The organism is Streptomyces sp. NPDC091289, assembly GCF_044757365.1.
Classification (GTDB): Bacteria; Actinomycetota; Actinomycetes; order Streptomycetales; family Streptomycetaceae; genus Streptomyces.
The window spans coordinates 21,979-39,999 of the sequence record NZ_JBIVUT010000005.1 but is presented as its reverse complement, the minus strand read 5'-3'; the positions used below and the strand labels follow the sequence as shown (position 1 = coordinate 39,999).

At 71.8% G+C, this 18,021-nt stretch carries 15 protein-coding genes; 12 read left to right on the top strand and 3 right to left on the bottom strand.

Annotated elements, in window-relative coordinates; all coding sequences use genetic code 11:
* The first annotated feature begins 78 nt into the window (after positions 1 to 78).
* From ACIQPT_RS07645 to ACIQPT_RS07625, 5 genes are all read left to right on the top strand, one after another.
* Complete coding sequence (locus ACIQPT_RS07645) at positions 79 to 1,806, top strand: condensation domain-containing protein (RefSeq protein WP_401153610.1); 1,728 nt, start codon at positions 79 to 81, stop codon at positions 1,804 to 1,806.
* A 48-nt stretch (positions 1,807 to 1,854) separates the two neighbouring features.
* Positions 1,855 to 3,819 carry an ABC transporter ATP-binding protein gene (locus tag ACIQPT_RS07640; RefSeq protein WP_401153608.1) on the top strand — a complete coding sequence of 655 codons (1,965 nt, stop codon included), beginning with the start codon at positions 1,855 to 1,857 and terminating at the stop codon, positions 3,817 to 3,819.
* A complete protein-coding gene (locus ACIQPT_RS07635; protein WP_401153607.1) occupies positions 3,816 to 5,606 on the top strand; it encodes an ATP-binding cassette domain-containing protein in 1,791 nt (596 codons plus the stop codon). Before ACIQPT_RS07640 ends, ACIQPT_RS07635 begins: the two co-directional genes overlap by 4 nt.
* Positions 5,607 to 5,683: 77 nt before the next feature.
* Entirely contained in the window at positions 5,684 to 6,685 is a 1,002-nt protein-coding gene (locus ACIQPT_RS07630; RefSeq protein ID WP_401153605.1) for a proline racemase family protein, read from the top strand.
* A gap of 248 nt (positions 6,686 to 6,933) precedes the next feature.
* Positions 6,934 to 8,154 (top strand): S1 family peptidase, encoded by a 1,221-nt coding sequence (locus ACIQPT_RS07625; protein WP_401153603.1) that lies wholly within the window; start codon positions 6,934 to 6,936, stop codon positions 8,152 to 8,154.
* Positions 8,155 to 8,212: 58 nt separating this feature from the next.
* Here ACIQPT_RS07625 and ACIQPT_RS07620 read toward each other — a convergent pair whose 3' ends face one another.
* On the bottom strand, positions 8,213 to 9,226 hold the full coding sequence (locus ACIQPT_RS07620; RefSeq protein WP_401153601.1) for a multiprotein-bridging factor 1 family protein: 1,014 nt from the start codon (positions 9,224 to 9,226) through the stop codon (positions 8,213 to 8,215).
* A gap of 138 nt (positions 9,227 to 9,364) precedes the next feature.
* Between ACIQPT_RS07620 and ACIQPT_RS07615 the strand changes: the two genes are divergently transcribed.
* The 3 genes from ACIQPT_RS07615 (at position 9,365) to ACIQPT_RS07605 (ending at position 12,295) form a co-directional block, all read left to right on the top strand.
* The gene (locus ACIQPT_RS07615) at positions 9,365 to 10,894 is read left to right on the top strand and encodes a sigma-70 family RNA polymerase sigma factor (protein ID WP_401154173.1); all 1,530 of its coding nucleotides are present in this window, start codon (positions 9,365 to 9,367) and stop codon (positions 10,892 to 10,894) included.
* Between the two features lie 60 nt (positions 10,895 to 10,954).
* Positions 10,955 to 11,416, top strand: coding sequence for a GNAT family N-acetyltransferase (locus ACIQPT_RS07610; protein WP_401154170.1), 462 nt, complete (start codon positions 10,955 to 10,957; stop codon positions 11,414 to 11,416).
* A 102-nt stretch (positions 11,417 to 11,518) separates the two neighbouring features.
* A complete protein-coding gene (locus ACIQPT_RS07605) occupies positions 11,519 to 12,295 on the top strand; it encodes an SAM-dependent methyltransferase (protein WP_401153600.1) in 777 nt (258 codons plus the stop codon).
* A 34-nt stretch (positions 12,296 to 12,329) separates the two neighbouring features.
* Here the strand turns inward: ACIQPT_RS07605 and ACIQPT_RS07600 are convergent, their stop codons facing one another.
* Entirely contained in the window at positions 12,330 to 12,821 is a 492-nt protein-coding gene (locus ACIQPT_RS07600; RefSeq protein WP_401153599.1) for a GNAT family N-acetyltransferase, read from the bottom strand.
* Between the two features lie 50 nt (positions 12,822 to 12,871).
* Between ACIQPT_RS07600 and ACIQPT_RS07595 the strand changes: the two genes are divergently transcribed.
* The gene (locus ACIQPT_RS07595; protein ID WP_401153597.1) at positions 12,872 to 13,687 is read left to right on the top strand and encodes an exodeoxyribonuclease III; all 816 of its coding nucleotides are present in this window, start codon (positions 12,872 to 12,874) and stop codon (positions 13,685 to 13,687) included.
* Positions 13,688 to 13,696: 9 nt separating this feature from the next.
* On the opposite strand, the gene ACIQPT_RS07590 is transcribed toward ACIQPT_RS07595, so the two are convergent.
* Complete coding sequence (locus ACIQPT_RS07590) at positions 13,697 to 14,338, bottom strand: MerR family transcriptional regulator (RefSeq protein WP_401154168.1); 642 nt, start codon at positions 14,336 to 14,338, stop codon at positions 13,697 to 13,699.
* 168 nt (positions 14,339 to 14,506) lie between these two features.
* On the opposite strand from ACIQPT_RS07590, the gene ACIQPT_RS07585 reads away from it, so the two are divergent.
* Genes ACIQPT_RS07585 through ACIQPT_RS07575 form a run of 3 tightly spaced genes read left to right on the top strand, consistent with a single transcriptional unit; the run spans position 14,507 to position 17,945 of the window.
* A complete protein-coding gene (locus ACIQPT_RS07585; RefSeq protein WP_401153595.1) occupies positions 14,507 to 16,105 on the top strand; it encodes a flavin-containing monooxygenase in 1,599 nt (532 codons plus the stop codon).
* Positions 16,102 to 17,055, top strand: a complete 954-nt coding sequence (locus ACIQPT_RS07580) for an alpha/beta fold hydrolase (RefSeq protein ID WP_401153594.1) — start codon at positions 16,102 to 16,104, stop codon at positions 17,053 to 17,055. Before ACIQPT_RS07585 ends, ACIQPT_RS07580 begins: the two co-directional genes overlap by 4 nt.
* A complete protein-coding gene (locus ACIQPT_RS07575; protein WP_401153593.1) occupies positions 17,052 to 17,945 on the top strand; it encodes an SDR family oxidoreductase in 894 nt (297 codons plus the stop codon). The genes ACIQPT_RS07580 and ACIQPT_RS07575 overlap by 4 nt, the downstream gene beginning before the upstream one ends.
* Positions 17,946 to 18,021 lie beyond the last annotated feature (76 nt).

The following is an 18,021-nucleotide window of genomic DNA, read 5'->3' as shown; positions in this document are numbered from 1 at the left end:
ATACACCGACGCCTTTTCCCAGCCGTATCTCACGCCTGGATCCCTCGCTCCCCGATGTAAGGTTTCGAAGGAATTCGCATGGCAATTTCTGAGCCCAGCAGTACGGTGATCGAATTCCTCGGAAGTTCCGGTCGTGCCCCGTCCACCTGGGGGCAGCGGGCGATCTGGCGTTCCATCAGGTGGATGCGCTCCGACAGCGCCTACTTCAACCTTCAGCGCTGCGTCGCCGTGCCTGACGGCGTGCCGGCCGAACAGGTGCTGGCGGCGCTGCGGGCGGTGGTGGAGCGGCACGAAGTGCTGCGCACCCTGTTCACCGACACCACCGACTGCACTGTTCAGGAAGTTGTGGCCCACGGCGCCATCGCCGTGACGCTGCGCTCGTCGCCGGACGAGCCGACGAAGTCGGCGGCCGCCGCGCTGGCCGCGGAGCTCGTGTCCCGCCCCTTCCGTCACGAGCGCGAGTTCGGGTTGCGCCTCGCCGTCCTCTCCCACGGCGACGCGCCGAGGTGGATCGCCATCGCGGTCTCTCATTTGATCATGGACATGACAGCGTTGCATGTGGTGGAGCGCGACCTGACGGCCCTGCTCGGCGGCGCCGAGCTCCCGCCACCGCGGTGGACCCCCCGCCAGGAAGCCGAACGCCAGGCGGATCCGTCGGGCGCCGCACGCGGCCGGGCCGCCCTGCGGTTCTGGGAGCGCGGGCTGACCGCCGTCCCGCGCAGTCACTTCGACCACCCGCCGGCCCCCGGAGCGGCGGCGGACGACCCCGAACGCTTCCTGCGGCTGCGACTGGAGTCACCGGCGGGCGCGGTCGCCGCGAGCGCCCTCGCCGACCGTTGTTCCACCACGACCAGCGTCGTCCTGCTGGCCGCCGCCGCGGTGGTGCTGGCCGGGCGTTCCCGCCACCCCGTGGCCGCACTCCAGCTGATCGCCGGCAACCGTAACGAGGACCGGCTGCGCGAGCTCGTCGGCGCCCAGGCGGAGAACGCGCTGTTCGTCCTGGACCTGCCGGACGGCGACTTCGAGGACGCGATACGGGCGTCGTACCGGCCGGCGCTGTCCGCGTACCGGCACAGCGGCTACGACCCGATGGCGTGGGCCGAGCTGCTCGACCGGGTCGCCCTGCGCCGCGGCAGCCCGCCGGATCTCGCCGCGTTCTTCAACGACGCGCGTATGGGCGACCGTTGGGATGACCTCGAAGCGGCCCGCGGAGCCGAGGCGTTCCACTCCCGAACGGCCCTGGAGGCGCTGGCCGCCAAGAGCGCCGTCCGGTTCATCGGCTCCTGGCCACGCCAGGACGCCCGGTACTTCGTGCACGCCTCCTACTCCCCGGACGCACTGCACCTGAACCTGATGGCCGACACCCACTACCTCTCCCGGCCCGAGCTGGAGCGGCTTCTGTTCTCCATGGAACGGCTGCTGCTGGACAGCGTCTTCGACCGTGTCCACATCCGCGACGCCGTCGAGCCGGAGCTCCGGGTCGGCAGGCCCGCCGACTGGATCCTGGCGGACGGCTCATGGTGCGACCCCGGGGCGGTGGCCCATCAGGTGTCCGAGGCCGCCGGAGGGGCCCGGGTCGTCATGGAGACGGCGCCGACCGGTCCGACGGCCGGCCACCCCGACCGGCCGCTCACCGCGGTGGTCACCGGCGGTCCCGAGGGTCTCTCGATCCAGGAACTGCACGCCCGGGTCGTCGACGGATCGCAGGGCGCGCCGCACATCACCGCACCCCAGTGGTACGTGCTGCGGACAGCGGCGGGCCTGACCGTCGCGGAGGGCAGCGGCCGGCCGGACGGCGAGGGCTGACACGTGCCACGTTCCACACCCACCCCCCGTGCCCCACGAGAGGACCCCGTGTCCGACGTGCCTGTCACCCCGCTGCGCGCGTTCGTGGCGCGCCGTACCGGGCAGTGGCTGCCCATCCTGGGCCTGATGCCCGCCGCAGGACCCGCGACGGTCGCGGCCACCGCCCTGTTCAACGTGGTGCTCGGCCTGCTGCCACTCGGGTTCGCGGTCGGCATGGCGGCAATGATCGCGCGGGTGCCCGCGGCGCTGGACAGCTCCGGCTCCGATTGGGCGCAGGTGCTCACCCCGTTCGGGCTGGGCGCCGGAGCTCTGCTGCTGCAGCAGGTCCTCGCACCCTTCCAGGGGTATCTGACCCGGGTGATCGCCCGACGGGTCGATGTCCACTGCGCCGAGCGGCTCATGACCGCCTCGCTGAGCGAGGTCGGCATCCCGACGCTCGAGGAACCCCGGGCGCTCACCCTGCTCGCGGACGCGCGTGACGCCTTCAACCGCTCCACGCTGACGCCCGGCGAAGCGGTCGCGGGCGCACTGTCCCTGGTCGCTCGTTACAGTCAACTCGCCGGTGCGGTCACCCTGTTGATGGTTGTCCTCGGCCCATGGCCCGGGCTGCTCGCCGGCGGGGTCGCCCTGGTGATCCGGTTCGGTCAGCGCGGCTCCCTCAGCCGGTTCGCCGATCTGTGGCGGGACCTCGGGGGCCGGCGCCGCGAACTGGCCTACCTGCGCTCGATCGGATCGGGCCCGTCCGCAGCCAAGGAGATCAGAATCCTGGGCATCTTCGACTGGCTGGCAGCGCGGCACGACGAGGAGAGCGATCGCTACCTCCAGGCGCTCTGGGAAGGGCGCCGCCGGCTGCTGTTCGCCCCGTTCATCTGGTTCACCGCCGCCGGCCTGGTGGGAGCGGTCCTGCTCCTGCTGACCGCCGTACGGCAGGCCGTCGCGGGTGACCTCGGACTCTTCGGCATCGTGGTGATGCTGCAGACCGTGCTGGTGCCCATGCGCTTCGGCGTGTACTTCCCCGAGAGCGACACGCAGACCCAGTTCGGGCTGCAGGCCTTCCACGCGCTCCGCGACTTCGAACAGCACGCGTTGCCCGCCGCCGCCCGGCCCGAGGAACCGGCCGCGGGGGAGTCGGCCACCGGGGAGCCGGTCCCTGGGAAACCTGCCGCGGAACCCGTGACCTCGATCCGGTTCGAGGGTGTCGGCTTCCGGTACCCGCGCACGGACCGCGCCGTCCTGGACGGCCTCGACCTCGACATCCCGGTCGGCCGGTCCACCGCCATCGTCGGTCTCAACGGCGCCGGCAAGACCACGGTGGTCAAGCTGCTGACCAAGCTGTACGGGCCGGACAGCGGCCGGCTCACCGTGGACGGCCATGACCTCGCCACCATCGACACCGTCGCCTGGCAGCGGCGGCTCGCGGTGATCTTCCAGGACTACATCCGCTACGAACTCTCCGCTCGCCACAACATCACGATGGGCGCGAGCGGCCGTCCCGGCGACCCCTCCGACGGCCTGGACGCCGCCATCGACCGGGCCATCGACCGGGCCGGCGCCCGGGAGCTGCTCGACGGGCTGCCGCAGGGCCTGGACACCGTGCTCTCCCAGCGCTACGAGGGCGGACAGGACCTGTCCGGCGGTCAGTGGCAGCGCATCGCCCTCGCCCGAGCCTTCCACGCGGTCGAATCGGGTGCCCGGGTGCTGGTGCTGGACGAGCCCACGGCTCAGCTCGACGTACGCGCCGAGAACGAGTTCTACAACCGCTTCCTGGCCCTGACCGAGGGGCTGACCAGCGTCATCATCTCGCACCGCTTCTCGACCGTCCGGCGGGCCGACCACATCGTCGTCCTCGACGGCGGCCGGGTGTCCGAACGGGGCAGCCACGACGAACTGCTGGACCTCGACGGAACGTACGCCCAGCTGTTCCGCCTTCAGGCGGCCCGCTTCGACGACTCCGCCGCGCCCGACGACCGGCCGGACGGGACCGCACAGCCGACTCTGGAGCCTGCCCAGTGACCCTCACATTGCGCGCCGCCCGCCTGCTGGGAGGACTCGCCCTCCGCCACGGCGGCCGTCGGCTGGTGATCGCGGCCCTCCTGCTGCTTCTCGGATACCTGGCCACCCCCGGCATTGCGCTCTGCCTGCGCCTGCTCACCGACGAGGCCCTGGCGGGCCATGCCGCCGCGGCCTCGGCCGCCGCCGTGGCCGTGGCCTCCCTGCTCCTCGCGGAGCTGATGCTCAGTCACTTCGCGCACCTCTACTACTTCGAGGTCGGTGAGCAGCTCGAGACCCGCCTCCACCGTGAACTGTGCGAAGTCTCCAACGGAGTGCCCGGACTGGCACACGCCGACCGGCCGCGGTTCGCCAACGGGACGACGCTGGTCCGGGACGAACTCTTCCGCGTACGCGCCGCCCTGGAGGCCCTGCTCCAAGTCGTCGGGCTGACCCTGCAGACCACGGTCACCACCCTGCTGCTCGGCTCCGTCAACCCGTGGCTGATGCTGCTGCCGCTGGTCGCCGTCATCCCCGTATGGCTGGGACGCCGTGCCCAGGAGGTGTCGGACGGCGCCCGCGAACTGTCGGCCGAGCGCACCCGGCTGGGCCAGCACCTGCTGACCCTGGCCACCTCGGCGCAGCCGGTGATGGAGCTGCGGCTGTCCGGCGGCGCGCAGGCCCTCATCCACCGGTACCGGGCCAACTGGGCTGCGATCTCCCGTACGTTGACCCGCGCCGAGGCGAAGGCATCGGCTCTGCGGGCGGCCGGGCAGGTCTGCTTCGCCGGTGCCTACGGCGGTGCGGTGCTCACCGTCGCGGCCCAGGCCGCCGACGGGTCGTCCGGAATCGGTGACGTGGTGCTGGTCATCGCGCTCGCCATTCAGGTGGCGGTGCAGGTCTCCGGGGCGGTCGGGCTGTTCGGCGTTCTGCAGGGCGCGGGGCGGACCGCCGAGCGGCTGGACCGGCTGCGTGACTGGGCCGGCGGCGATGACGCGAAACCCACCGGACCCGCCCGGCCGGGCCCGGACCGGCTGCGGGACGGCATCCGGCTGGACGGCGTCGGCTTCCGCTACCCGGGCAGCGACCGGGCCGTGCTGCACCAGGTGAACCTGTCGATCCCGGCCGGCTCGACGGTGGCCCTGGTGGGGGAGAACGGGGCGGGCAAGAGCACCCTGGTCAAGCTTCTGTGCGGTCTCTACCGACCCACCGAGGGCCGGATCCTGGTGGACGGGACAGATCTCCGGGAACTGTCGCCGAGCGACTGGCACGCACGGGTCGCCCCCCTGTTCCAGGACTTCGCCCGGCTGGAACTGCTCGTCAGGGAGAGCGTCGGCGTGGGAGCGGTCGATGTGATGGGCGATGACGATGCGGTCCTCGCGGCGCTTGCCGCGGCCCGTGGCGAATCCGTCCTGGAGAAGGTTCCCGGTGGGCTGGACGGTCTGCTCGGCCGCGGCTACGGCGACGGCGCCGAACTGTCCGGCGGCCAGTGGCAGACGCTGGGGCTCGCCCGCTGCCTGATCCGCCGCGACCCCCTCCTGCTTCTCCTGGACGAGCCCGCGGCGGCGCTCGACCCCGCGGCCGAGCACGCGCTCTTCCAGCGCTTCGAACGCAACGCGGAATCGGCGTCCCGGGAGAACGGCGCGATCGTGATGTTCACGTCGCACCGCTTCTCGACCGTCCGGCAGGCCGACCTGATCGTCGTGCTGGAGGACGGCGCGGTCCGTGAGTCGGGCAGCCACAGCGAGCTGATGGAACAGGACGGTTTGTACAGCGAACTGTTCGAACTCCAGGCCCGTGCCTACCGCTGAGCCGGCCCGCCTGATCCGCTGAGCCGGCCCGCCCCGGCCGAGCAGTCCGACACAGCAACAGCAGGGGAGAATCCCGCATGCGCAGCCGACTCGTCCTCCACACCGTCGACTCCCACACCGAGGGCATGCCCACCCGGGTGGTGACGGGCGGCGTCGGAACGATCCCGGGCGCCACGATGGCCGAGCGGCGCGGCTACTTCATGGCCCACCTGGATCACCTGCGGACGCTCCTGATGTACGAACCGCGCGGACACTCCGCGATGAGCGGTGCGATCCTGCAGCCGCCGACCCGTGCCGACGCGGACTGGGGTGTGCTGTTCATCGAGGTCTCCGGCTGTCTGCCGATGTGCGGGCACGGCACCATAGGCGTCGCGACCGTGCTGGTCGAGACCGGCATGGTGCCCGTCACCGAGCCCCGCACCGTGATCCGACTGGACACGCCCGCCGGGCTCGTCGTGGCCGAGGTGGAGGTGGCGGACGGCGCGGCCCTGAGCGTGACGCTGCGGAACGTCCCCTCGTTCATGGACCGGCAGGACGCCGTCGTGGACGTACCGGAGTACGGTCCGTTGCTCCTGGACCTGGCCTACGGCGGCAATTTCTACGCCATTCTTCCGCTGGACCGGGTGGGCCTGCCCTTCGACCGGCGGGAAGGGCCGCGCATTCTCGCCGCGGGACTCGCGGTCATGGATGCCGTCAACGAACAGCTTCGTCCCGTCCATCCGGAGTCGCCGGACATCTCCGGCTGCCATCATGTGCAGTTCACCGCGCCGGGCTCGGACGCCCGCCACTCGCGACACGCGATGGCCATTCATCCGGGGTGGTTCGACCGCTCTCCCTGCGGTACGGGGACGAGTGCCCGGGTCGCCCAATTGCATGCCCGGGGCGAACTGGGCATCGACGAGGTCCTGGTCAACGAGTCCTTCATCGGTACGCGATTCACCGCCCGGATTCTGGAGGAGACGACGCTGGCAGGGCGGCCCGCGGTGATTCCCTCGATAGCCGGCCGGGCCTGGGTGACCGCGACCGCACAGTTCTTCCTCGATCCTGACGACCCGTTCCCGGCCGGCTTCCTTCTCTGAGCGTGATATGCGACGGCTGAGTGCCGGAGCCGGACGTTTCTCTACAGTTCTCGGCCAGTTCTGTAGAAAAGAGCCCCACCGCCGCTTCTTGTCGCGGCACTTCCGGCTGCGCCAGAGTTCGAGGCGCGGCGACAGGAACATGTCATCGCCGCCGGGCAGTGTCCATGGAACACATCACGCTTCCCCAGGCGTGGTGTGGCCACCCCCCCCATTGTCTGGACGCTCGCCTGCGTAGCGGAAGGAATCGCGTGAAGCACGGAAAGAAGAACGCGCGCAGATACATCGTCGCCGCCTCCGTCGGCGCCCTCCTGTCGGCCGGAGTCGCCACAGGTGCTTACGCCGGTACGACGATGGAACCCTCGGCCCCCGCGGCGGCGCCGGCCTACCAGCCGGAGATGGTCAAGGCGCTCGCCACGACCCTCGGCGTCAGCGAGAAGGCCGCAGTGCGGCGGCTGGACCGCGAGGCCCAGCAGCAGGACCGGTTCGCGGAGTTGCGGAAGGACCGGGTCAGCACGCTCGGGGCCTTCTTCGCCGAGGACGGTTCACTGGTCGTCAACGCCGCCGACGCCGATGCGGCGAAGGAGGTCCGGGCAGCCGGTCTCCAGGCCAGGGTCCCCGAGCGGGGCGAGAGCAAGCTCGGCCGCATCAAGGCCGAGCTCGACGCCAAGGCGCTCAAGAGCGCCCCGGCCGGAGTGTCGGCCTGGTCGGTCGACCTCGCGTCGGACACCGTGACCGTCGAGGTCAACGGCGACTCCGACGCCGCGACCCGCAGCTTCCTGAAGGCCGCGCAGAGCAACGGCGACGCCGTACGCGTCGTCAAGGGGCAGGAGAAGCTGGAGACCCAGGCCGTCGTTCCGCCCGGCAGCCGGATGACCTTCAACGGCTACCTCTGCTCCGTCGGCTACGGCGCCAAGGACAGCTCCGGCAAGGAGGTGCTCGTGACCGCCGGGCACTGCATCGAGGACCTGCCCGAACTGGCCTACAACGGCACCCGCTTCGCCAAGGGCACCCACACCCGCTTCGCGCTGGGCACCCGCAGCGTGGACATGGGCATCGCCGCCGTCGACTCCGGCAACTCGATCGGCCTCGACGTCACCACGTACGGCAAGGCCGGCACCGTCCCGGTCAAGGGCAGCACACGGGCCCCCTCCGGCGCGGCGCTCTGCAAGTCCGGCCAGACCACCCAGTGGACCTGCGGCAAGGTCGGCTCGTACAACGTCAGCGTCACCTACACCGACCAGAACGGCGGCCCGGACACCGTCGTGACCGGCCTGGCGAGCTCCAGCGTCTGCACCCAGGGAGGGGACAGCGGAGGCGCGTACATCTCCGGTGACCAGGCCCAGGGCATGACGTCCGGCGGTCCCAGCAACCAGCGCTGCAACGGCCAGGTCGACTCGCCCGGCTCCTCCTACTTCCAGCCGCTCGACGACGCCCTCGCGTACTACGGGCTGACGCTCAACACCAAGTAACCGAAGCCGGGTTACCGGCCGGCCCGAGGCCACCCCCCACACGCGGGAGGCCGTCCACTCATCCTGGGCGGCCTCCCGTTCCATCTGTTCCCGTCCCGTAGTCCCACGCCACCCCGTGGACACCGGGCTTGCACCGGGAGGTGAGCACATGGACGTTGTGCGCGTCGCTCAGCGGGATGCGCCGCCGGCCCCGGGGCGGGGCGCCGACCTTCTCCCGGACATAGCGGTGGCAGTCCGTCGGCAGGGCGCCCGGGTGGAAGAAGACCTGCTGGAGGTATTCGTGGAGGTTCGTCCGCGACCAGCGCTCGTAATGCGTGGCCGGCGTCTCGGACGGGCTCACATCGACCGCGTAACTCACCACCGTGGTGTCCAGCTTGGCGAGCTCCCGGCCGAAGTGGATCTCCAGCACCAGGGATTTGAGCCCCTTCAGATACGTGGCCTCGACCAGGCGTCCGCAGGTGACCCTGATGTCGACGGGCTCGGCCGCCTCGTCGTCGAAGCTGAGCACGAAGATCGCCCGGTCCGCCCCCGCCCGGCTGGCCCGCAGCACGTTCGTGGTGGAGATCCCGGTCATCGTGCCGCTCTCGCCGATCTTCACGATGTCGTGGACGACCAGCGAACCGGTCTCCTGGTTGAAGTGGCGGAAGCGCGCGCCGAGCGCCTTCTCCACCACCGAGTCCTCCCCGAGGATCTGGAGCGCCGCCCCCTCCGCGCCCGGCGGTGTGATCCGGCCGCGCGGGCGGCGCGGCCCGAGCAGCGAGCGCAGAGCCCCGGCGGGCAGCTCCAGGATCTCCTCCAGCACCTCCACCGCCCGCAGGGACCGGGCCCGTTCGGGCTGGCTGCGGCCGCGCTGCCAGCTGCTGAGGGTCGCCTGGCTGATGGCGATGCCGCGCACCCTGAGCCGTTCGCTCACCCGCTCCAGGGACAGCCCGCGGCGGTTCAGCGCCTCCCGCAGGACCCCGGGGAAGGTGTCGGCGCCGGTCGCCGCCGCGTGCAGGGCCGAGGTGGTGATGGCCTCGCCCGTCCGCGCCGCGGTGACGTGCGCCTCGTCGATGTCCGTTCTGCTCGACATGTCCCTCCCGTTCCCGGCACTCTCTCGGCGGGACGGCCGACAGGCCCCCGCATACTGGTTGACCACCGGACGGGGGACGGATAACAAATCTCCCAGGGGTGACCTGTCCCACATCCGGTGGCGAACCGAACGAAGGGCGTGAACGGCGTGGACAGCACCGCTCTGGTCATCGCGGCGAGGAACGGCGACCGGGCCGCCGGGGAACGGCTGGCCGCCCAGTACCTCCCCCTGGTCTACAACGTCGTCGGGCGCGCCCTCAACGGCCATCCCGACGTGGACGACGTGGTGCAGGAGACCATGCTCCGGGCGCTGTCCGGACTGCCCTCCCTGCGCGATCCGGCCCGCTTCCGCTCCTGGCTCGTCGCCATCGCCATGAACCAGGTCCGCACCCGCTGGTCCGGCCTCGGCCACCGCCCCGCCCCGCTGGAGGCGACCGAGGAGCCCGCCGACCCCGCCGCCGACTTCGTCGACCTGACGATCCTGCGCCTCGAACTCTCCGGGCAGCGGCGCGAGACGGCCGAGGCGACCCGCTGGCTGGACGACTCCGAACGCGATGTGCTGTCGCTGTGGTGGCTGGAGACGACCGGCGACCTCACCCGGCCCGAGCTCGCCGAGGCGCTCGGGCTCTCCCCGCAGCACGCCGCCGTACGCGTCCAGCGGGTGAAGAACCAGCTCGACGTCGGCCGCGCGGTCGTCCGGGCCCTGGCCTCCGAACCCCGCTGCCCGGCCCTGGAGGAGCTGCTGGGCGACTGGGACGGTACGCCGACGCCGCTGTGGCGCAAGCGGATCGCCCGCCATGTACGGGGCTGCGCCTCCTGCTCCGACGGCAGCGCGGGGCTGGTCCCGCCGGAGGGCCTGCTCTCCGGGCTCGCCCTGGTGGTGCCGTTCTACGACAGCGGGCAGTCGGCGGCGGTGGCCGTCGCCTCCTCGGCCGCACCGGCCGGCGCGGCCGCCGCCGCCCCTTCCGCCGCCGCTCCTTCCGCCTCCGCGTCCGCCGCGTTCTCGGCCGGGAAGGCGGCGGGGCTCATAGCCGGGGCGGCCGCCGTGACCGCCCTCGCCGTACTGATCTGGCCCTCCGCCCCCGCCCCGCCCGAATCCCGGGGCGGCGGCGTCACGTACAGCCCCTCGCCCCCGCCGCCCGCGAACGCCCCCGCCGAGCCGCTCCCCTCGCCCTCCACGGTCTCGCCCACGCCCTCGCCGTCACCGAGCCGTACGGTCTCCGCCTCCCGGCCGCCCGTCGCCGCCCCGTCGCCCTCCGCGTCGCCCGCGCCCAGCACGCCGCGCCCCGGCCCGGACGCCGGTGTGGTCACCCGGGTCAACACCCTGCGCGCCGCGAACGGCTGCCCGGAGCTGGAGACCGACCCCCGGCTGACCGGGGTCGCCCAGCGGCACTCCGAGGACATGGCCGCGCGGAACTACTTCGACCACACCGACTCCTCGGGCCGGGGCGCGGGCGACCGGGTCGGCGCCACGGGCTACGACTGGTCGGCCGTCGGGGAGACCATCGCGACGGGCATGAGCGATCCGGCCGCCGTCGTCGAGGAGTGGCGCAACAGCCCGGGCCGCGACGACGACATCTTCAACTGCGACTTCGTCCACGTGGGCGTGGGCATCGCCGACTCCCCGCGCGGCCCCTACTGGACCCAGGTGCTGGCCACCCCGCGCTGAGCGGCGGGCCGTTGTCAGTGGCGGGTGCCAGACTCGGTGGGCATGGAGAGCATGGGGAACATGGAGACCGGCGTGCGGCTCAGGGATGTCGAACAAGCCGACCTGGAGGCTTTTCTCGCGTACGAGCACGACCCGGAGGCGGTCCGGAGATCGCGCTTCCCGCCCCGGGAGCGGGAGGCGTTCATGGCGCACTGGAAGGCGAAGGTGCTGGGGGACCCCACCGTCTTCGTGCAGACGGTGGTCGTGGACGGCGAGACGGCGGGGAACATCGTGGCCTGGTGGGAGGGGGAGCGGCGCTACATCGGCTATTGGTTCGGCCGTCCGTACTGGGGCCGGGGCACCGGCACCGGGGCGCTGACCGCGTTCCTGGAGCGGGAGACGGTCCGCCCGCTGTACGCGGACCCCGTCATCGGGAACACCGGATCGGTGCGCCTGCTGGAGAAGTGCGGTTTCGTGGCGACCGGCACGGTGAAGCACGGGGAGAACGAGCATGTGGTTCTGGTGCTCGGCGGGTCCGCGTGACCAACCGCCCTGCCCAGGTGGTTGGTTGACGGTCGGCGGCGTACGCTTTCCGGGGCGTCGGCGAAGGTGCCGGCGCCGGTTCCGTACGGAGGAGTGGCTGCTGTGACGTCCGCCGACCCGATCGACACGAGCAAGCCCCACCCGGCGCGCGTCTACGACTGGCTGCTCGGCGGCAAGGACAACTACCCGGTCGACCAGGAGGTCGGGGAGAAGCTGCCCGCCGAGGCGCGGGCCAACGCCGCGCGGAACCGGGCCTTCATGCACCGGGCCGCCGCCTGGCTGGCGCGCGAGGGCGTGGACCAGTTCCTGGACGTGGGCACCGGCATACCCACCGCCCCCAATCTCCACCAGATCGTCCAGCGGATCACCCCGGCGGCCCGGATCGTCTACGCGGACAACGACCCCATCGTCCTGCGGCACGCGGAGGCGCTGCTGGTCAGCAGCCCCGAGGGGGCGACGGACTATCTGCACGCCGATGTGCGCGAGCCGGAGGCGATCCTCGGACAGGCGCGGAAGGCGCTGGACTTCGACCGGCCGATCGCCCTGTCGCTGATCGCGCTGATGCACTTCCTGCGGGACGAGGACGATCCGTACGGCATCACGCGGACGCTCGTCGGCGCGCTGGCCCCGGGCAGCTTCCTCGTGCTGTCGCACGGCACGGCGGACCAGCACCCGGAGCTGCGGGAGGAGACGGAGAGGGCGTACCGGAAGGGGGCCATCGCCCTGCGGATGCGGACCCGCGCGGAGGTCGAGCCGTTCTTCGAGGGGCTGGAGCTGGTCGCGCCGGGTCTGGTGCCCGCCGCCGAGTGGTACCAGGAGCGGCCCGCGCCCGCCCAGGAGCGCAGTGGGTTCTACGTGGGGGTCGCGCGGGTGCGCTGACCCCCGCCCCGGAGCCGTACCCCGGGGCGAAGGATCACGCCCCGGGCTGCTGGAGCGGCTTGGCCATGCAGATGCTGCTCTCGTACTCCCGGTAGTGGCCGAACTTCTCGCACACCGTGTAGCCGCTGGACGCGTACAGCGCGATGGCCTCGGGCTGCTGGTCGCCGGTCTCCAGCACCATCCGGATCCGGCCGGCGGCGCGCGCGTCCTCCTCCAGGGCGGCCAGCATCCGCCGGGCCAGACCCCTGCCGCGCCCCTCGGGGATCACGAACATCCGCTTGATCTCGGCGTCGCCGTCCCAGTAGCCCTGGTCGTTGCGGTCCTGGGTCCGCCAGCCGCCGGTCGCCACCGGGCGTTCCCGCTCGTCGTAGGCGAGCAGGTACAGGCCGCGCGGCGGGAGGAACATCGAGGGGTCGAGCGGTGTGAGATCGCCCCCATCGCCGTAGCGCTCGTCGTATTCGAGCTGCACCTGGTCGTTGAGTTTGACGGCGTCGGGGTGGTCGAAGGGGCGTGGCTGAATAAGCATGCTGTGTATCGTATATCTACGCGTAGGGGTGGAGTGGGTACTGTTTCGGGATGCTCACAGTGACCTCCGTGAATGTTAATGGGCTCCGTGCCGCCGCGAAGAAGGGCTTCGTCGAGTGGCTGGCGGGGACCGACGCCGATGTGGTCTGCCTCCAGGAAGTGCGGGCCGAGCTCGCCCAGCTGCCCGAAGGGGTGGGCACCCCCGAAGGGTGGCACACCGTCCACGCGCCCGCCGCGGCCAAGGGCCGCGCCGGTGTCTCGCTCTACTCGCGGCAGGCGCCCGAGCGGGTCCAGATCGGCTTCGGCGGCTTCGGGGTCCCCGGGGCGGAGGAGTTCGACACGAGCGGCCGCTATGTGGAGATCGACCTCCCCGGCGTCACCGTCGCGAGCCTGTATCTGCCCTCCGGCGAGGTCGGCACCGAGCGGCAGGACGAGAAGGAGCGCTTCATGGCCGCCTTCCTGCCCTACCTCCAGGGCCTGAAGGCGCGGGCCGCTGCGGACGGCCGTGAGGTCGTGGTCTGCGGTGACTGGAACATCGCCCACCAGGAGGCCGACCTGAAGAACTGGAAGGCCAACCGCAAGAGCTCCGGCTTCCTCCCCGAGGAGCGCGCCTGGCTGACCCGCGTCCTGGAGGAGGCCGCGTACGTCGACGTCGTGCGCACGCTGCACCCGGACGTCGAAGGCCCGTACAGCTGGTGGTCCTACCGTGGCCGCGCCTTCGACAACGACAGCGGCTGGCGGATCGACTACCAGATGGCGACCCCGGGGCTGGCCGGGCGCGCGGTGAAGGCCTGGGTCGAGCGGGCGGCCACGCACGGCGAGCGCTGGAGCGACCACGCGCCGGTGACGGTCGTCTACGAGCGGTAGCGCGGGCTGTTACGCCTTCGGGGGCTGTGTGCCGTCCTCGCGGCGCAGCCTCCGGTCCAGGGCCATGGACAGCTCCGCGTCCACCACCGCGCGGGCCAGCGGCCGCAGTTGGGCCGGTTCGGTCTCGGCGGCGTGGGCATGGAGTACGCGTACGAAGATCTCGGCGAGCGCGTCCGCGTGCTCGCGGACGCGGCGGCCCGAGGAGAGCACCGTGGACAGCGGCACCCCTTCCCGTACGAGCTCGGCCGACACCTCCAGGAGGCGGCGGCTGATGTGCACGATCTCGTCCCCGTCGGTGGCGAGATAGCCCAGGTCCAGTGCGGTGGCGAGGTTCTCGGGCGTGACCTCGCCCTCGAAGTAGTCCGCGAGCTGCTCCGGGGTGAGCCGGACCGGGGTCTCCTCGGTCGGCTCCCCGAGCCCCAGCACCTCGGCGACATCGCGGCCGCTCTCGAAGGTGGCGGCCAGGTCGGCGATGCCGTTGAGGGTGTGGCCGCGCTCCAGCAGGCCCGTGATGGTCCGCAGCCGGGCCAGGTGGTGGTCGTCGTACCAGGCGATGCGGCCCTCGCGGCGAGGCGGCGGGATCAGTCCGCGCTCCCGGTAGAAGCGCAGGGTCCGCACGGTGATGCCGGCCTCCTCGGCCAGCTCCTCCATGCGGTATTCGCGGTGCTCGCGTCCTTCAGCCACAGGGGCACCCTATGTTGTACCGCCGGTAACTTTCCTCGGTCCGCCCCCTACCCATCAGTACGGTCCTGCTCTACTCTCCGAACAATGCCAGTGATTGCTGGCAGAGTCGTGTGACGTACCGCGGGAGGCGGCAGCATGGCCCAGCAGGAGCACGTACGTGTGGCGGTGATCGGAACCGGATTCGGGGGCCTGGGGGCCGCCGTCCGGCTGCGCCGCGAAGGCATCACCGATTTCGTCGTCCTGGAGCGGGCCGACTCGGTGGGCGGCACCTGGCGCGACAACAGCTATCCCGGCTGCGCCTGCGACGTACCGTCCCACCTCTACTCGTTCTCGTTCGCGCCCAACCCCGACTGGCCGCGCACCTTCTCCGGCCAGGAGCACATCCGGGCCTACCTGGAGCGCGTCGCCGACACCTTCGGGCTCCGCCCGCACATCAGGCTGAACCACGAGGTGAAGCTGATGAGCTGGGACAAGGAGAACCTGTACTGGGTGATCGAGTCCGCCAACGGCACGACCCTCCACGCGGATGTCGTCGTCTCCGCCACCGGTCCGCTCTCCGACCCGAAGATGCCGGACATACCCGGGCTCGACTCCTTCCCCGGCAAGGTCTTCCACTCCGCGCGCTGGGACCACGACTACGACCTGGCCGGCAAGCGCGTCGCGATGGTCGGAACGGGCGCGTCCGCGATCCAGATCGTCCCGGCGATACAGCCGAAGACCGCGAAGCTCACGCTCTTCCAGCGCACCCCGCCGTGGGTCATGCCGCGCATGGACCGCACGATCAGCAAGGCCGAGCGCGCGCTCCACCGGGCCGTCCCCGTCACCGGCACCGCACGCCGTGGACTGCTGTGGGGCATACGGGAGTTGCAGGTCAGCGCCTTCACCAAGCACCCCGACCAGCTCGGCCTGGTGGAGAAGATAGCCAAGTCCAACATGGCGCGGGCGATCAAGGACCCGGCCCTGCGGGCCAAGCTGACCCCCGACTACCGCATCGGCTGCAAGCGGATCCTGCTCTCCAGCACCTATTACCCGGCGCTCGCCCAGCCCAATGTGGACGTGGTCGCCTCCGGACTCAGCGAGATACGCGGCAACACGGTGGTCGCCGCCGACGGCACCGAGGCGGAGGTCGACGCGATCATCTTCGGCACCGGCTTCCATGTGACGGACATGCCGATCGCGGAACGGGTCGTCGGCGAGGAGGGCATCACGCTCGCCGAGTCCTGGAAGGACGGGATGAACTCGCTGCGCGGCGCGACCGCCGCCGGGTTCCCCAACTGGATGACGATCATCGGCCCCAACACCGGGCTCGGCAACTCCTCGATGATCCTGATGATCGAGTCCCAGCTGAACTACATGGCCGACTATCTGCGGCAGTTGAACGTGCTGGGCGGCCGCGCCGCGCTCGGCGCCCGCTCCACCGCCGTCACCACGTGGAACAACCGCGTCCAGCAGCGGATGAAGCGCACGGTGTGGAACACCGGCGGCTGCACCAGCTGGTACCTGGACGAGGCGGGCCGCAATACGACGGTCTGGCCGGGCACGACGGGCGAGTTCCGGCGGCAGACGCGTTCGGTGGACCTCGCGGAGTACGACGTCATACGGGCCGGCGCGACGGGCGGCACGCAGCGGGCCGCCGGGTCCGGGCGCGTACCCGAACAGCCCGGCCGCACCGACCGCGAGACCGTGACCGCCGCTTCGGACAGCGGATCCGTCGCCGAGGAGGCCACCCGATGAGCCGCCTCCCGCACCACGACACGGCCGCCCCGGTGCCCGCGGCCGAACTGACCGTACGGTCGGCCGACGGCTCGCGGATACACGTAGAACTGCACGGCCCCGAGGACGCCCCGGCCGTCGTCCTGGCCCACGGCTGGACCTGCAACACCCGTTTCTGGGACGCCCAGATACGCGATCTCGCCGCCGACCACCGGGTCATCGCCTACGACCAGCGAGGCCACGGGCTCACCCCCGAACCGGGCCCCGGCGGCTACAGCACGGACGCCCTGGCCGACGACCTCGAAGCGGTCCTCGCCGGGACGCTCGCCCCGGGCCGCAGGGCGGTGCTCGCCGGGCACTCCATGGGTGGAATGACGCTGATGGCCGCCGCCGCCCGCCCGGGACTGCGCGAGCACGCCGCCGCCGTGCTGCTCTGCTCCACCGGCAGTACGCGGCTGACCGCCGAGGCGCGCGTCCTGCCGCTGCGCGCGGGCGCGCTGCGCACCCGGCTCACCACCGCCGTACTGGGCGCGAAAGCACCGCTGGGCCCGGTCAACCCGGTCTCGAGGAAGATCCTCAAGTGCGCGACGATGGGCCGGGGTTCGGCCCCGGACCGGGTCGATGCCTGCGCCCGCATCGTGCACGCCTGCCCGCGCCGCGCGAGGGTGGAGTGGGGCCATGTGCTCGCCGAGCTGGACCTCGCGGCGGGTGTGCGCGAGCTGCGGGTGCCGACCGCGGTGATCGCCGGCGCGGACGACCGGCTGACCCCGCCGGTCCACGCGCGGGCCATAGCGGCCGCGCTGCCGGTCGGTCTCGGCCTGACCGAGCTGACGGGCATGGGGCACATGACGCCGGTGGAGGCCCCGGAGGCGGTCACGGGGAAAATACGGGAGCTGGTCACCCGGTACGTCACGACGGGGACGGCCACCACGGGGACGGCCGCCACGGCCGCGAAGGAGGATGTCGCATGAGCAGCAGGCGGAGTCTGGAGGGCCAGGTCGTCGTCGTCACCGGCGCGGCCCGGGGCGTGGGCGAACTGCTGGCCCGCAAGCTGTCGGCGCGCGGCGCGACCCTCGCCCTGGTCGGACTGGAGGCGGACGAGCTGAAGCACGTCTCCGAGCGGCTGCACGGCGAGAGCGACCACTGGTTCGCCGATGTCACCGACCACGAGGCGATGGCCCAGGTGGCACGCGAGGTGAAGGAACGCTTCGGCAAGGTCGACGTGGTCGTCGCCAACGCGGGCGTCGCCTCGGGCGGCCCCTTCGTCGACTCCGACCCGGACGCCTGGCGGCGGGTCATCGAGGTGAACCTCATCGGCGGCGCGGTCACCGGCCGGGCCTTCCTGCCGGTGCTGATGGAGAGCCGCGGCTACTTCCTCCAGATAGCGTCGCTGGCCGCGATCACCCCGGCCCCGATGATGACCGCGTACTGCGCGTCGAAGTCGGGCGTCGAGGCCTTCGCGCACAGCCTGCGCGCCGAGGTCGGCTACAAGGGCGTCAAGGTCGGCGTCGGCTATCTCTCCTGGACCGACACCGACATGGTGCGCGGCGCGGACCAGGACGACGTGATGCGCGAACTGCGCCAGCGGCTGCCGTGGCCGATGAACCGTACGTACCCGCTGGGCCCGGCCGTCGACCGGATCGTGGACGGCATCGCCCGCCGCTCCCCGCATGTGTACGCCCAGTGGTGGCTGCGCGGGATGCAGTCGGTCCGCGGCTATCTGCCCTCGGTCATCGCGATCGGCGGACAGCGCGAGATGCGGCGCTTCGAGCCGCGCCTCCACACCGTGTCGAAGGGCCTGGTGGGGGCCGGGGGAGTGGCGGACCAGGACGCGCGTGCGGAGCGCGCGGACCGTGGGTGACGGTGGGTAGCGGTCCGAAATGCGCGGGATGTCGGGTCGTGTAACGCTGAGCACGGCCCCGCAGGGGGCCACCCCA